10 protein-coding genes are annotated in these 15,819 nt (G+C 67.3%); 1 reads left to right on the forward strand and 9 read right to left on the reverse strand.

Annotation, left to right across the window (positions count from 1 at the left end; translation table 11 throughout):
• Window positions 1–34: 34 nt before the first annotated feature.
• The 5 genes from L1O02_RS09900 to soxR form a co-directional block, all read right to left on the reverse strand.
• Window positions 35–1,369, reverse strand: coding sequence for a hypothetical protein (locus L1O02_RS09900; RefSeq protein ID WP_235759801.1), 1,335 nt, complete (start codon window positions 1,367–1,369; stop codon window positions 35–37).
• The gene (locus L1O02_RS09905) at window positions 1,366–7,686 is read right to left on the reverse strand and encodes an AAA domain-containing protein (RefSeq protein ID WP_235759802.1); all 6,321 of its coding nucleotides are present in this window, start codon (window positions 7,684–7,686) and stop codon (window positions 1,366–1,368) included. Before L1O02_RS09905 ends, L1O02_RS09900 begins: the two co-directional genes overlap by 4 nt.
• Before the next feature lie 15 nt (window positions 7,687–7,701).
• Window positions 7,702–8,346 carry a 4Fe-4S cluster-binding domain-containing protein gene (locus L1O02_RS09910; RefSeq protein WP_235759803.1) on the reverse strand — a complete coding sequence of 215 codons (645 nt, stop codon included), beginning with the start codon at window positions 8,344–8,346 and terminating at the stop codon, window positions 7,702–7,704.
• A complete protein-coding gene (locus L1O02_RS09915; protein ID WP_235759804.1) occupies window positions 8,343–10,181 on the reverse strand; it encodes an AAA family ATPase in 1,839 nt (612 codons plus the stop codon). The genes L1O02_RS09910 and L1O02_RS09915 overlap by 4 nt, the downstream gene beginning before the upstream one ends.
• Window positions 10,182–10,439: 258 nt before the next feature.
• Entirely contained in the window at window positions 10,440–10,913 is a 474-nt protein-coding gene (gene soxR, locus L1O02_RS09920) for a redox-sensitive transcriptional activator SoxR (protein ID WP_060840336.1), read from the reverse strand.
• 108 nt (window positions 10,914–11,021) lie between these two features.
• Here soxR and L1O02_RS09925 point away from each other — a divergent pair, with 108 nt between their 5' ends.
• Complete coding sequence (locus L1O02_RS09925) at window positions 11,022–11,387, forward strand: antibiotic biosynthesis monooxygenase (protein WP_060840335.1); 366 nt, start codon at window positions 11,022–11,024, stop codon at window positions 11,385–11,387.
• Here the strand turns inward: L1O02_RS09925 and L1O02_RS09930 are convergent.
• From L1O02_RS09930 to msuE, 4 genes are all read right to left on the reverse strand, one after another.
• Window positions 11,384–12,484 (reverse strand): sigma-54 dependent transcriptional regulator, encoded by a 1,101-nt coding sequence (locus L1O02_RS09930; protein ID WP_060840334.1) that lies wholly within the window; start codon window positions 12,482–12,484, stop codon window positions 11,384–11,386. The two genes, L1O02_RS09925 and L1O02_RS09930, sit on opposite strands and share 4 nt — an antisense overlap.
• Window positions 12,485–12,507: 23 nt before the next feature.
• Window positions 12,508–13,695 (reverse strand): acyl-CoA dehydrogenase family protein, encoded by a 1,188-nt coding sequence (locus tag L1O02_RS09935; RefSeq protein ID WP_235759805.1) that lies wholly within the window; start codon window positions 13,693–13,695, stop codon window positions 12,508–12,510.
• 132 nt (window positions 13,696–13,827) lie between these two features.
• A complete protein-coding gene (ssuD, locus tag L1O02_RS09940) occupies window positions 13,828–14,967 on the reverse strand; it encodes an FMNH2-dependent alkanesulfonate monooxygenase (protein ID WP_060840332.1) in 1,140 nt (379 codons plus the stop codon).
• Between the two features lie 9 nt (window positions 14,968–14,976).
• A complete protein-coding gene (gene msuE, locus L1O02_RS09945; protein ID WP_060840331.1) occupies window positions 14,977–15,540 on the reverse strand; it encodes an FMN reductase in 564 nt (187 codons plus the stop codon).
• Between the last annotated feature and the right edge of the window lie 279 nt (window positions 15,541–15,819).

A 15,819-nucleotide genomic window follows, 5' to 3' on the forward strand; every position in this document is an offset into this window, starting at 1 on the left:
CGTCGGCAAGCCGGTCCCCACAAGGCGCGGCGGGTCAGGTGCGCTGTTGCGCCTGCTCCCGGTATTCCTGCTGGGCGTCGTCCAGCAGCACTTCCTTGAGCGGCACGGCGCCGACGGCCAGGGCCTTTTCGATGCGCAGGTCGTCGCCCTGGGTGGCCAGCAGGGCTTGCAGCCGCTGGAACTCACCGCACCAGATGGTCTCGATGTCCTTGTCGCGCCGGGTATCGCGCTGGGCGCTGAGGGCGACCGCTCGCACCTGCAGGCGGCCGTTGTCGGCGTTGCCCCCGACTTCCACGCCGTACCCCGGCGTGGCGCTCTTGCGCAGCACCACCCGGCCATCCTTGGCCCAGGCGGTGGCCATGCCCTCGCGGACTTCGTAGCCCAGGCCAGCCAGGCCTTCGAGCACCGCCTGACGACGGGCCAGGGCGGCGCGCTGTTGCAGTTCGGCTTCGATCAGCGTGCTGAAGCGGGCAATCAGCTCATCCACTGGCGCCATGTTGGCCAGGCTGCACTGTTCGGCCCGGGACAGTTCTTCCTCGGCGGCAGCGGGGCACACGCTCGCCACTTCGCTGGCCAGTGCCTGGAGGTGCGCCAGGCGCGCGCGGCGCTCCTGGCTGTCGCGGGTGGCCTGGGCCAGTTCCAGCACCAGGCTGTCCAGCAGCAGGTTGCGCCGTGGCTCGCGGGTTTCGGCGTCGATCAGGCGCAAGGTGGCCAGGTAGGGTTCGGCGCTGGCCTGATCATCGAGGGTCAGCAACTGGGCAATGTGCTGCTCGATGCGTTCCAGCCTGGGTTCCTTTTGTTCATGGGCGGCGCGCCATTGGGCCAGGGTCTGGGAGGGACTGTCGCCTTGCAGGCGTCGGGCCAGTTGCCGCTGTGTCTCGCTCAGGCCCTGTTCTTCGGCTGCGGCACCGAGGCTGGCGAAACCCTGGGCCAGGATCGACTCGACCGCCGCCACGGGCTGGCCTTCGGCAATCGCCTGCAACTGTTGCAGCCACTCGGCTGGAAGGGCTTTGCCTTGCAGCGCGCCCAGCAGGGTGGCGGCGTTTTCCCGCTGACGGCGGGCCAGTTGGCGCTGTTGCGCGACCTGCTGCACGGCGCGGTGTTCCCGTTGTTGCAGATCGTCCTTGAGGAAGTCGATTTCGATCGGCACCTGTTTCTGCAGATCCAGCAGGCGATCGGCTTCGATCAACTGGCGCAACTGTTGAAGACGGCCGTGGGTCGCGGCTCGTTCCTCTTCGCTCAGTTGCCCCAGGCGTTGCGCCTGCGCTTCCCAGCGGGCGATCGCCTGCTCCAGGCGCCGCAGGTGGCCGGCGCAGATGTCGAGGATTTCTTCGCGGGTGACGATTCGCACCACTTTCGGGCCGCTCATGGGGTTTGCTCCGTGTCAGCCAGGGTTTGAGGTGGCGTTGGCGCTGCGCTGCCGGCCAACGGTTGCAGGGCCTGCTCGATGGCGGCCTGCAGGCGTGCGCGTTCGCTGTGGGGGTCCTGGTACCAGGCCTGGGACGAGACCCGGTGCAGGTGGGGAATGGCCCGGCGCAGCACCGACGGGCGCCAGATCTCCCGGGAGCGGGCGCGGGCCAGCAGCCCGTGGCGCGGGGTGTCGCATTCGATGCCCAGGGCATAGAGCCCGGTATCGGGGTGCTCGATGGCAAAGTCCAGGCCGAAGGCATCCCCTTCGTTGGCGCTGACCGGGCTCCAGCCCAGGGAGCGGATGAACGCCGCCACCGCCTGGGTGAAACCGTCGCTGTGGGCGGTGGGCCGGGCCCGGGCGTCCTGGCGCTCGGTAACCAGGCGCTGCAGCAGGTTGTGGCCGCTGGCGAACTCCCCGGACGACAGGGCGCGGGCGTACTCCAGGTAGCCTTGCAGGTAGTCCCGCGGGCTGGCGGGCGGGCGCTGGGTAGTGAGCATGTCGGAGATATCGGCAATCGGCATCGAGGTGATCATCACCACTTTGCGCCGGGCCCGGGTCACCGCCACGTTGAGCCGGCGTTCGCCGCCGGTCTGCCCCAGCACCCCGAAGTTGCGCCGGAAGCTGCCCTGGCTGTTGCGCCCGAAGGTCGAGGAAAACACGATGATGTCGCGCTCGTCGCCCTGGACGTTCTCGACGTTCTTGACGAACACCGACATGTCTTCGCCGTCCTCGCTGCGTTCGCGTTCCTCGCTGTAGGCGGCGCGAAACAGCGGGTCCTGCTCGGCTCGCAGTTCCAGGCGTTCCTCGATCAGGTCGGCCTGCTTGCGGTTGAAGGTCACCACCCCCACCGAAGGCCGTTCGGCGTAGGGCGTCCGCCACAGCTCGGCCAGGTAGTCGACCACCCGTTCCGCTTCGTCAGGGTTGACCTGCTGCTGGTAGACGCCGTCCACGCGGATCAGCTCCAGCGGCTTGATGGCGAGGATATTGGCCTCTGGGTGACGCACCGGAATGCTCAGCCGGTTGCCATAGAACGAAGCGTTGGAAAAACCGATCAGCTCGCGGTAGGCCGAGCGGTAGTGGATCTGCAGGGTGGTGGCGGGCAAGGCGCTGCGGGCCAGTTGCAGCAGGTCCGGGCAGTCCTTGATTTCGCGGCGGTTCCAGGTGTCCTCGAAGGCCTCGCGTTGTTCTTCGTCGGCGTCGGCATCGGGCTGCTCGCCCTCGAACAGTTCGGCCTCGTCGCTTTCCACGCGGCTGGAGAAGAAGGCGGTGGGCGGCATCTGCTTCTCGTCGCCGCTGACCACCGTGACCCGGCCCCGGTACAGGGTCGGCAGGGCGAATTCCACCGGCATCTGCGAGGCTTCGTCGTAGATCACGATATCGAACAGCCCGGGCTTGAGCGGCAGCACCCGGCTGGCCACGTCCGGGTTCATCAGCCACACCGGGCGCAGGCTCATCAGCCCCAGGCTGGCGCCCATTTCCATGAATTCGCGCAAGCGGCGCGAACGCCGTCCGGTGAGGCGGGTCACGTCTTCCCATTGTTTGCGGGTGCCCAGGCGCGAGAGGTCGATGCCTTCGCTGAGCAGCTGGCGGTTGAGGTTGCGCATCTGGGTGTCGGCCTGCCCGAGGCTGGCGATCTTCGCTGCGGTTTCACTGTGCTCCAGCATCAGCTCGGGCTGGCGCTGTTCCATCTGGCGCTTCCAGCCCAGCCGCGCTTCGCGGTTGAGCATGCGCCGGACCACGGCTTCCAGCTGCTCGGCGGGAATGGCGTCGAGGGCGTCCTGGTAATCGCGCAGGATGGCCAGCCATTGCAGGTCGGCCGGTGACAGTTGGCCGGCCCGGGCGCGGAACGCCTGGTAGGCGCTCAGGGTCGGCAAGGCTTCGCGCAGGCGGTTGAGGGGCAACTGATTGCTCTGGTTGAGCTCCACGCGCTGCCGCAGCTGGTCCAGCAGCTCGGGTTGCAGCCACTGATTCAGGCGTTGCAGGGCAGTCAGGCTGTCCTGGCGCACGCTGTGACGGATAAAGGCGGCGTCGTAACCGGCCAGCAGGCTGTCCAACGATTGCCGCTGGCCGGTCAGGACCACCGCGTCCAGCTGTTCCACCCGGGGAGCCTGGGCCAGGGCCAGTGCCAGGGCGCGCATCTCTTGCAGTTGCCCGAGGTCCTGGCGCACCTGCGGCAGCAGGCCCGGGCCGCAATCGTCGGCGACTTGCGCTAGGCCCAGTTGTTGATGCAGTTGCTGCAACTGGTTGCGCAAGGGCCGCCACTGGCTTTCCAGCAGGGCCGCCGCCAGCAGTTCCGGCAGGCGCTGCGGCTCGGCCGCGGCGCCCTGTTCGGCGAGGAAGGCCAGCAACTGGCGCTGGCGGATCAGGCGCAGCGGGTTGAGGCGCGCCAGCCAGGAGCGGCCCTGGATCACGGCGCGGGCGCGGTGCTGAAGGGTGCGCAACTGGGCCGCGGGCAGGGCGCTGAGGCCTGGCGCCAGATCGGCCTGATGGGCCGCCGCGTCGCATTGCTCCAGTTGCTGAGCCAGGGCCTGCAGGGTCTGGATCAGCCCGTCGCCTTGCGCCGCCTGCCCGGGGTGGCCACGGAACAGCGGCAGCCAGCGGGCCAGCCGTTGGCGGCGTTCATCGTCCAGGCCCAGCAGGCTGTGCACGTGTTGTTCGAGCCAGGCCCGGTAGGGCGCCGGGTCGTCCACTTCAAAGTCGGCCGGGTGCGCCTGCAGGGTTTCCAGGCGCTGCTCCTCGCAGCGCCACAGGCGTTCGAAGCCGTCGTTGAAGGCTTGCAGGGTGGCGGCATCGGTGGGAAACGGCTGGAGCTGGGCCAGGGCGCTCTGTTCATAGCGGGCCGGCAGCCACAGGCGGATCAGTGGCGCGCAGGCTTCTTCCAGGCGCGTCAGGTCGGCGATGTCCAGGGCCGCCAGGTGCTGGCGCAACACCGGGACGTCCAGTGCCGCAGGCCCCTGTTCCAGGCCGATCAGCTCACCGATCAACTGGCGGTAGCTCAGGCCACAGTGTTCATCGACGCGGTGCAGGCTCTGGTGGAAACGATCCAGCTCGCCCTCCAGGGCCTCGATGCGCGCCGCCAGGCGTTCGCGCTGGTGCAGCCAGGGCTGCGGGGCGGCATCGTCCTTGAACAGGGCTTCGAGCTGTTCGCGGACACTGCGGATCACCGGTTCGCGGTCACGGTTGATGTCGTTGAGCATCACCACTCGGTTGCCCAGGCCCTCGGCCACCAGGCGCTTGTGCACCACTTCCAGGGCCGCGTGCTTCTGGCAGACGATCAGCAGGCTGCGCTGGCGACCGATGGCGTCGGCTACCATGTTGACGATGGTCTGGCTCTTGCCGGTGCCGGGAGGCCCCTCCACCAGCAGCCCGGGGGCCTGGCGCGCCTGGAGCACCGCGGCTTCCTGGGACGGGTCGCTGGCCACGGTAAAGAAGCGTTGCAGCTCCGGCGCGGGCGCAACCGCCGCGCTGTCGCCGCTGTCCTGCTCCGTCGGGTTCAGGCGCAGGGCGGTTTCCAGCCCGGTGCCGCCGGGCGGCAGGGCCTTGAGCTGGCGCAGGTCTTCGCCAATGGCCTGGCCCATGAAGGCGACATGGAACAGCACGGCAGCGCACGCCAGTTGATCCTGGTAGGGCGGCACTTCGGTGCTGGCCGGCGGCAGGTTGCCCAGTACCCGGGAGCCCGGCGTGGCCAGCATGCCGAAGGCGTCCATGACATCGGCGGCCTTGAGCGCCGAGCGTCCCAGCAACTCGTCGGCGGCCTTGCGCCAGCGCTTGGCGGCCTCGATGCCCAGCAGGGTGTCGAGGCCCGGGTTGAGGCGCACCTCTTCACGCTCGCTGTCGAAGACCAGGGCCACCTTGCCGCGGCTGCCGACTTCCAGCAGCAGCTTGACCGGCCACAGCAGCAACGGCGCGATGCGGGTGCGGGTGGTGCCTCGCGGGTCCCGGGTCAGGAGGAAGGGGAAGCCCAGGTACAGGCCGTCGATCCCGGTGTCGCGCTGGTACAGCGAACTCTGGCGGTACAGGCTGTTGAGCCGCGCATCCAGCAGTGGATGCTCGGCAAAACACGCCGGGTCGAGGTGGATGGGCTGGGCGTTGCGTGCCACCAGGTGATCCAGCAGCGCCGGGGCCGGGCTGCGTTCGGAGTGCAATTCGTTGAGGTCGACCCGGGCGGTGGTCTTGCCGATGCTCATGCGCACCAGCGGGCCGCGCAGCACGCCGCTGGCGACCTTCTTCTCGAAGAAGTCGAGGATCTGCGCAACGTAATGCTGCTTTTGCGGCTCCAGCCACTGTTCGGCAGCGATGGCCAGCAGCACCAGGGCCCTGGCCAGGGGCATGCGCCGTTCCAGGCGGAACTGCTCGGCCCACTCATCGACGCTCGGCACGCCGCAGCGGGCGAAGCCGCTGATGCGTTCGTCGATCTCCCGATACAGGGTCGGGCGCGGCAACCCCAGGAGAGTGCGCGCGCTGTCGGTGTCGAAACTCAGGACCACGGCTTCGCGGGCCAGGATGGCGGCTTCTTCGAGGATCGCGTCCACCGAGCGGAACTGACCGATGGCGGCGCTCAGCAGCACGATCAGGTCTTCTTCGCTGATGGTGCGCCGGTCGGCCAGGGACAGGATGCCGTGGTGCTCGCTGTCCGGCAGCAGGCGCTGACGTACTTCCCATAGCGCGGCCAGATGGGCGCGGGAACTGGAGAGCAGGTAGATGCGCAACTGCTCCTCGTCCAGTTCGATGGCCTGGTGCTGGGCGCGCTGGCGCACCTGCTCGGCCCGCAGCTTGAGCCGCAGCAGCCAGTGGTCGCTCTCCAGGCGTTCCAGCAGGTCCGGGGCCGGGCCGCTGATCAACCGGTAGCCGTCCAGGGGATGTTCCAGCAGCCAGCCCGGGGTGACGATCTCGCCGCGCAGGATCAGCGGCATTTCCGGGTTCAGCAGCTTCAGTGCCAGCATCAGCCGGGTGTCGTCTTCCAGCTCCGGGTGCTGGGCCACCTGGCGCAGGCCGGCCAGGTGCCGGGCGGACACCCCGGCCTGTTCGGCCCAGGTGACGATCACCCCGCGCAACAGGTGATCCAGGGCCTGGGGCCAGTGCTCGACCTCGGCGGCGGCCAGGGCGAACGGCCCCGGGCGGCGGAAGCGCCGGTTGCCCAGGGCAATGCTGGCGCCTTCGTCGGCGTCCTCTTCACGGGTGACCGAGTCCGGGACACTGGGGCTTTCGCCCTGCAGCCAGGCCTGTACCTGGGGCCATTGCCAGCGTTGGTGGCGATCCCGCGCCAGCAGGCCGCGCAGCAGCAACTCCAGGCGCGGGTCGAGGTCGTCCGGCAGCAGCACGCCATTGGCCAGTACGTGGATCAGGTAGGCGTTGGCGTTGATCCCGGCGAAGCACTCGCCCTGGGTCAGCTGTTCCAGCAGGATCATCCCCAGGCTCCACCAGTCGGACGCCGCGGCCACGCCGCCGGCGATGGCTTCGGGGGCCATGTAGCGGCTGGTTTCCAGGGGCGAGACGATGTCCAGGTCGAACTCGGACAGCCGCGCCGAGCCGAAGCCGCTGATCACCAGGTCCAGGGGCTCGCGGCTGCGCACCAGCAAGGTGGCCGGGCGCAGGTCGCGGTGGCGCAGGCCGGCTTCACTGAACGCGTGCAGGGCCTGGCCCAGTTCTCTGACGATGTGTTGGACCGCCGCCCGATCGCTGACCACGATCCCCAGCTCGGCCAGGGTGCCGCCGGTGAGCTCCTCGGCCACTTCGAAGGCGCGTTCGTCCCAGCGGCCGGTGAGGATGATCTCCGGCACGTGTTCCCGGGGCAGGCGCTTGAGGGCTTCGTACACCGAAGGGTCGGGTTCGGCGCCGGCCTGGTAGAGGGTCAGTACCGCCTGGTGGGCGGTTTCACGGTGTTCGGCGATAAAGCGTTCGCGCACGCCACCGCTGCCGATCTGCCGCAGCAGGCGCCAGCCTTCGATCACGGTTTCGCTGTCGGCGGCGGCTGGGGGCGCGGTGGCTGGCTGTTGCTCCGCGGCGAGCGGGTCGGCGCCGCAGACCAGGCACATCAGGTCGCCGTCCGCCATGGCGTGGCCGTTGCTGCAGACCAGGGTTGAGCTGCTGTGTGCTGCGACCTCGGGCTGGGGTTCCAGTGCTTCGGCGGTGATCACCGGCTGCGGGCGCCAGCCCTCGGGGTGAATCGCTTCGGCGGACAGTTCCCAGCCGCAGGCCCGGTGGTCCACCTGGCCTTCGCAGAAGATTTCGGCCAGGGAGCGTTCAGTCTGGCAATTGGGGCAAAAACGTATCATCGGTGGCGGTTCCGGTTAACGGCGGCGTGAGGTGTGGGCGCTGATCTGCAGTTGGTGGCCCTGGGCGTGCAGCAGGTCGCGCAGACGCAGCACGTCGTCACGCCGGGGGATGCCAGCCATCCAGACACTGCCGTCGTCGTCGAACATCACATCCAGCGCGCGGTCGCCTTGGTGCAACGGGCGCTGGTAGCTGGACAGACGCTGGCGGCCCAGCTCGGTCAAGAGGATCAGGCGCTGGTTGTCGCTGCCCCGTAGGACCAGCGTTTGCGCCTGTTGTTGCTCGAAGGGGTCGCAGATCAGTGCATCCAGCAGGCCTTCGGCTTGTTCGAGCAGCGGTTGCAGGTGCTCCAGGGAATGGCCGCTGTAGACCAGGATGTCCACCGCGGTGCGTTCGCGCAGGGCGCGCAGCAGGGCCAGCAGCGCCTCGGGCTGGTCGAAGGGCTCGCCGCCGGACAGGGTGATGCCTTCGGCCCGGGCCAGCCAGGGTTGCAGGTCGTCCAGCACCTGGTGCAACGGCAGTGGTTGCTTGCCCGGGCCCCAGGTATCCGCGGAAATGCAGCCCTGGCAACGAATGCTGCACCCCTGGAACCACAGGCCCAGGCGCTGCCCCGGCCCCAGGGTGGTGACCGGGAAGTGCACCCGCGACAGGCTGATGTTCACGAGGCGCGGGCAAGCAGTTGCAGGCTGCCGGCCTGCAACTGGCGGACTTCGAAGGATTGGCCGGGCTGCGCGTCTTGGTCGAACAGGGCCCGGGCCAGGGGATTGAGCAGGTGCGCTTCCAGCTGGTTGCGAATGCCCCGGCCACCGTTGGACAAATCCTGCAGGCACAGCTGGCGCAGGGTGCCCAGAGAGGCGTCATCGAGCTGCACATGCAGGGCCTGGGCCGCCAGGTCGGCGAGGATGTTGCCGACCATCTGCTGGAAGATCTGCTCGGCGATGTCCGGGCGGATGAAGTCGAAGACGATGATGTTCTCGCCGATCCGGTTGAGGATTTCCGGACGGTTGAGCACCAGCTTGAAGTGGCGCTCGATCTCGCCCTGGACCTTGCTCTGCACGGCCTCGAAGGCTTCGCCGGGCTGCACGTTGGCGACGCGTTCGCCGTGGTCGCCCTGGCGGTAGATGCCCAGGTTGGAGGTGAAGACGATCAGCGCCTCGGAAAAGTACACCCGATCGCCGCGGCCGGAGGTGAGTACACCGTCGTCGAGGATCTGCAGGAACTTGTCGAGGATCCGTGGGTGAGCCTTCTCGATCTCGTCGAACAGCACCACGCTGAAGGGCTTTTCGCGGATCGCGTTGGTCAGTTCGCCGCCAACGTCGTAGCCGACATAGCCGGGCGGGGCACCGACCAGGCGCTGGTCGGCGTGTTCGGCACAAAATTCCGACATATCGAAGCGGATGTAGGCGCTTTCATCGCCAAACAGCAGGCTGGTGATGGTCTTGGCCAGTTCGGTCTTGCCGACCCCGGTGGGCCCGGCGAGAAAGGCCACGCCCCGGGGGCGATTGCCCTTGCGGCTGGTGCCGACCCCGGTCATGGCGCGTTTGACGATATCCAGCATGTGGGTCACCGCGTGGCCCTGGCCCTTGACCCGCTGGCGGATGAAATCGTCGGCCTGTCGGATGCGCTGGCGGTCGATCTTCAACCAGGGGTCTTCGGTGACCCCGACCTTATAGCGGCGCACCGCGTCGCCGATGCGCTCCATGGCCAGGCCTTCGACCCGGGCCAGTTGCACGATCGCATTGAGGTCGAGCAGCAGCAGGCCTTCGGTGTTTTCGACGAAGGCCCGCACCGCCTGGTCGCGGCTTGCGTCGCTGGCTTCCTGGGCCCCGGGCAGGCCGCGCAACAGTGCCGGTGCCAGTGCCTGGCGGGCTTGCTGGTCGGGTTTGGACACCGGAATCGGGCGCAGGCGCGGGTTGTCGATCAGCAGCCAGTCGGGCAGGTCGCCTTCCTTCTCCACCACCCAGAGGATGCTGTTGAAGAACGGCGTGCGCTGTTCCCCGGCCGGTCGGCTGCGGGCCTGATGGGACAGCACCAGGGCCTGGGTGAACAGCTGGTGCTCGGCGGCGCTCAGGGCGTCGTTGCGGACCACCAGGCGGGAGGCGAAATCGACAATCAGGGCCAGGGGCGCGCCTTGGCGTTCCACCAGGCGCGGCAAGGTCGCCGACAGCAGGTCGAGGCCCGCTGGCGCCGCGCCTTCCACCGGGGTCAGGCCCAGTTCGCGCAGCAGGTTGTCGGCCTGGGTCGGCTCGCTGCCCGGGGGCAGCAGCACCCGCAGCCCGCCGAGGGGATCCCAGCTCAGGACCTGGGCATAACCTGCCGCCAGCAGTTCGTCGCGCAGATTGAGATTGAAGGGTTGGGGGGTGATCACCCCGGGGGCGACTTCGCTGGCTTGCAGGTCGCGGACGTTGCCGGACAGTACGAACTGGCTTTTCAGCGGAAGAAAGCGCAGCAGATCACGCAGCCAGCGTGGCTTTTCGAAAGAGGCAGTCCTTGGCATGGAAGTGAAGCTCGTCGTAGGAAGCAGGACGCGACATTAGCATAGGGAAGTTTTTCCTTACGATGCTCCACGGGTTTTCTTACCTGCCAGCGCTGAGTGGGCATCTGCCTTGCGAGGGAAGAGGCCCGTGAGATCGCCTTCGCCGGCAAGCCGGCTCCTACGGGTATGAAGGCGATGTCGCTGTAGGAGCTGGCTTGCCAGCGAAGAGGCCCGAGAGTCAGCCTTGGCCGGCAAGCCGGTTCCTAAGAGGGAAGCCGGCTATGGGGTGTCGGTGGCGGCGTCGGGCGCCAGCAGGCGGGCGCCCGGGCCGGCTTCACCCAGCACGTCCCCTTGGTTGCGCAACGGGCAACCCTCCATGGACAGGCAGCCGCAACCGATGCACTGGTTCAGCCGTTCGCGCAGCAGGCTCAGTTGGCGGATGCGTTCGTCCAATTCGCGGCTCCACTGTTCCGACAGGCGCTGCCAGTCCGCGGCGCTGGGGGCGCGGTCGGCGGGCAGGGTCGCCAGGGCCTGGCCGATCTCCGCCAGGGGAATGCCCAGGCGCTGGGCCACCTTGATCAGGGACACGCGACGCAGCACCGAACGCGGATAGCGCCGCTGGTTGCCGGCGTTGCGGTTGCTCTTGATCAGGCCTTTGCTTTCGTAGAAGTGCAGCGCGGTAACGGCCACGCCGCTGCGGGCCGCGAGCTGGCCCACCGTCAGTTCTTTGTGCAGGGCTTCAGGTTCGATCATGGAGGGGTACCGGAATGAAAAACGTGCTTGACCTTGACTTAACTAGAGGTTTTACCCTGCGGCGCATTCCATCGCAAGATTCTATCCGACCGCCTTAGGGAGCCGTTCATGGCCGCATTTGAGAGAAACCGCAGCTTCACCCAGTTGATCGAGTTCGAGATCGAGCCGCACCAGCAGCAGGCCTTGGTATCGGCCTTGTCCGCGCAGACCGAGCGTCTGGCCCAGGGGTATGGCGGCTTTCTCAGCGCCAGCGTGCAGGTCAGCGATGACGGGCGGCGAGTGCTCAACTACCTGCAGTGGCAGTCGCGGGAGGCGGGCGAGGCGGCCTTCCGGAGTTTCGAGAGCGGCGAGCAGGATTTCTGGCAGTTGATCCTGGCCCATCAGGCCAGGACCGTGACCTTCGGCTCGTTCCAGGTGCTGAGCAGCATTGCCCGCAGTCAGGACAATGCCTTGCATTGCAAGCTGTCGGGCTAGATCGACAGTTGCAGGGTGCGCTCGTTGGGCGCGGCGGCCGGGCGGCGTTTGTTGACCGCCAGTTCGCCGATCTTGATCAGCCGGGTGCGGGTGACGTTGCGGCTCAGGCCCAGCAGATTGGCGGTGTGGACCTGGTTGTAGTGGCTGAAGCGATAGGCCGCGCGCAGCAGGGCGTCCTCGACTTTTTCGTGCAGGGCGCCGGCCTGCTCCTCGAAGAGTTTGTGGAAGGCCCGCTCCAGCAGGGCTTCGGTGGAGTCGTCGTGACTTGGCTGGTTGTCGTCGGCGCGTTCGATGCGCATGTGGGACAGGCGCAGGTCGCCCTGTTCGATCACGCCGTTGCGGCAGATCAGCAGGGTGTGGTGGATGACGTTTTCCAGTTCGCGGATGTTGCCCGGCCAGCTGTAGCTCTTGAGTTTGTGTTCGGCCTCCTTGCTGATGCTGATGTTGCCGTAGCCCAGGCGCTGGCTGTAGGCCTCGATGAAGTGTCGGGTCAGGGGCAGGATGTCGCCGGGACGTTCGCGCAGCGGGCTCAGTTCCAGGCTGACCACGTCCAGGCGGTAATACAGGTCCTCGCGGAAATGCCCGGCATTGATGGCCTTTTCCAGCTGGACGTTGGTGGCCGCCAGGACCCGCACGTCGATGGGGATGCTTTTGCGCGAGCCCAGGCGTACCACTTCCCGTTCCTGCAGCACCCGCAGCAGCTTGACCTGGATGGCCATGGGCAAATCGCCGATCTCGTCGAGGAACAGGGTGCCGCCGTCGGCCTCCTCGAACCAGCCGGCCTTGGCGCTGAGGGCGCCGGTGAAGGCGCCTTTTTCATGGCCGAACAGTTCCGCTTCCACCAGGGATTCGGAGAAGGCGCCGCAGTTCACCGCGACGAACGGCCGGTTGCGCCGGGCGCTGAGGTTGTGGATATGCCGTGCCACCAGCTCTTTGCCGGTCCCGGTTTCACCGATGATCAGTACGCTGGCTTCGCTCGGTGCCACCTGTTGCAGGTGTGCCAGCAGGGCCTGGGATTTCGGGTCCTCGAACACCTGGGCGGTGGCGCGGATCGAGGTCGCCAGGGCGGGCGAGGGGGGTAGGGTCAGCAGCTGCATCGGCACTCTCCGGAAATCGGCAACTAGGAGTAGAAGGTCGGGGTCGGCAGGGACTGGTTCAGTGCCCAGTCGCCCAGTTCGTGGAGCTTGTAGTCCAGCGGGTCATGCAGGGTCTGGGTGCGCAGGTTGCGCCAGTGGCGGTCCAGGCGCAGGGAGGCATGGGTCGAGCGCGCACCGGTGACTTCGAACAGCCGGCTGCACAGGTCCAGGCCCTGGCGGCTGGCGGCGACCTTGGCGGTGGCGATCGCCGTGGCCAGGTGCCCGCGCTCTTCGGCGCTGAGGTTCGGGCCTTTGGCCCAGGCCTGGTCCAGCAGGGCGGCGGCCCGTTCCACCAGCAGGCGGATGCCTTCCAGGGCGACCCAGAACTCGCCGTAGTGGCTGAGGATGTAGGGGTCCTGGCGCACGTCCTGGGCGCTGGACTTATGCCAGACCCGGGTTTCGCTCAAGGTGTACTGCCGGGCTTCCTCGAAGGCGCCTTCGGCGATGCCGAGGAACATGTGGGTGAAGGTCAGTTGGGCGATCAGCGGGCGCAGGCAGGCGAAGGGAGTGCTCAAGGGACCCGGGTCCAGCAGCAGTTCCGATTCCTCGACCCGCACCCGTTCGAAGGTGGCGCTGCCACTGTCGGTCTGGCGCTGGCCCATGTTGTTCCAGTCGTTGTGCAGGGTGATGCCGCTGCGACCGCTGGGGATGGCGGCGATCAGCAACTTGCCGCCGTTGCTTTCATCCACTGCCGAGGCGATGAGCATTTCCGAGTCGCTGGCCCCGGAGCAGAAGCTTTTCTTCCCGGAAAACTCGCGCCAGCCGCCCAGGTTCTTGACCAGGGTGCGGGTGTCCAGAGGGTTGAGGGCGTTGCCCCAGAACCAGTTCTTGCGGGCGGTCTGCTCGAACCAGGGCTGCCACTGCTCGGGTTTGGCGAACAGGCGCACGGTGGCCAGCATCAGGTGATGGAAGCCGAAGACGTGGGCGATGGAACTGTCGACCTTGGCGAATTCGCGGACGATGTTCAGGGTCTCGCTCCAGGGCGCGCCCAGGCCGCCGAACTGGCGGGGAATGCTCAGGGCCAACAGGCCGCTCAGGCGCAGGGCGTCGCGTTCGGCCTTGGGGGTGCCGCCGCGCTCGTCGCGTTCGACGGCGGTCAGGGCAAACTCGGCGGCCAGTTGGCGGGCGGTCTGCAAGGGGGACAACAGGGCGCTTTGCGGTTTGGCAGTCACGCGGTGTTCCTCGTGGGTGGCCGTTTGCGGCGGCCCGGGAAAAGGGGGGCACCTGTCGTAGGTGCTGGCTTGCCAGCGAAGAGCCGCGCAAATCGCCTTCGCCGGCAAGCCGGCTCCTACAGTCACAGGGGGTCAGGAGCGGTTGGGCAGCACGTCGTTGGCGATCATTTCGCCAAACGGTCCGGTGAGGTTGGTCACGCCCCGTCCGGCCAGGCTGGCATAGGGTTCGGGCAACAGCGGGAACACCAGTTCGGCGAAGCGATAGGCCTCTTCCAGGTGCGGGTAGCCGGAGAAGATGAAGCTCTCGATCCCCAGGTCGGCGTATTCCTTGATCCGTTCGGCCACTTGTTGCGGGTTGCCCACCAGGGCGGTGCCGGCACCGCCACGCACCAGGCCGACCCCGGCCCAGAGGTTGGGGGCGATCTGCAGTTGATCGCGGCGACCGCCGTGCAGCGCGGCCATGCGCCGCTGGCCTTCGGAGTCGAAGCGCGCGAAGGATTGCTGGGCGGCGGCGATGGTTTCGTCGCTGATGTGTTCGATCAGCTTGTCCGCGGCTTGCCAGGCTTCGGCCTCGGTCTCGCGCACGATCACGTGCAGGCGGATGCCGAACTTCACCGTGCGGCCCTTGCGTGCCGCGCGTTCGCGCACGTCGGCAAGCTTTTGCGCCACGGCGGCCGGCGGCTCGCCCCAGGTCAGGTAGACGTCTACCTGATCGGCGGCCAGTTCGTGGGCGGCGTCGGAGGAGCCGCCGAAGTACAGCGGCGGGTAGGGCTTCTGCACCGGGGGGTAGAGCGCCTTGGCGTTCTGTACGTGCAGGTGCTTGCCTTCGAAGTCCACGGCTTCGCCCTGCAGCACCCGGCGCCAGATCTGCAGGAATTCGTCGGTGACTTCGTAGCGTTCGCTGTGGCTGAGGAAGCTGCCGTCGCCACGGTTCTCGTCCGGGTCGCCGCCGGTCACCACATTGATCAGCAGGCGGCCGTTGGACAGCCGGTCCAGGGTGGCGGCCATGCGCGCCGAGACGGTGGGGGAAATGATCCCCGGACGGATTGCCACCAGGTAGCGCAGGCGTTCGGTCAGGGGCACCAGGGCCGAGGCGATGACCCAGGAGTCCTCGCAGGAGCGCCCGGTGGGAATCAGCACGCCGTGGTAACCCAGGCTGTCGGCGGCCTGGGCCACTTGCTTGAGGTAGTTGAGGGTGACCGGGCGGGCGCCCTGGGCGGTGCCGAGGAAGTGGCCATCGCCGTGGGTCGGAAGAAACCAGAACACATCCATGACAGTTCCTTAGGCGATTTTCAGCAGGTTGTTCGGTTGCGCGCCAAACAGTGGCGCAGCGCGTTCGGCAGCCAGCTGGATGCGGGCTTTGAGCAGGTCGCTGGTGATCTGGTAGTGGCTGAAGTCGGCTTCGGTGGCGTAGACGCCGATGGGCAGGGTCAGGGCCTGGAAGAAGCTGAACAGCGGACGCAGTTGGTGATCCAGGACCAGGGCGTGGCGTTCGCTGCCGCCGGTGGCGGCCAGCAGCACCGGGGTGTTGATCAGGGCGTTGAGGTCGATCAGGTCGAACAGGTGCTTGAGCAGCCCCGGATAGGAGCCGCGGTACACCGGGGCGGCAACGATCAGCAGGTCGGCGTTCTCGATGGCTTGCAGCTCGGCTTCGACCTCGGCCGGCAGTTCCTGGCGCGACAGGGCGCCGCCCAGGGGACGGGCGATGTCGCCCAGTTCGATCAGGTGGCTGTTGATGGGCAGGTGGTTGGACAGCTCGCTCAACAGGGCTTGGGTCAGTACCAGGGTCCGGGACGGGCGCCAGGTTCCACCGGAGAGGGCAACGACGTTCAGGGGACGGGACATGATCGGTTCCTTTTTAAACAGTGGCTCAACGAGCAATGACAGGTGTACCTGCACGGGAGCAAGAGCTGTACCAACCGGCCGAAGCCCGGTAATCCGGGGGCTTGGCCGGGTGTGCCGGCGCTGGCTGTTGTTGTTCGGACACTGTTTTGTTGATCGGCTGTTGCCTGGCCAACAGTTGCTCCGGCAACAGTTGGGCAACGGGATGTCGCTGTTATAAAGGCTTGTTGTTATTCCTCAAAAGAGCTTGTTTCCATATTTATAGGTCTTTATGGAATATAA

This window comes from Pseudomonas sp. BC42 (assembly GCF_021560055.1).
Taxonomy (GTDB): Bacteria; Pseudomonadota; Gammaproteobacteria; order Pseudomonadales; family Pseudomonadaceae; genus Aquipseudomonas.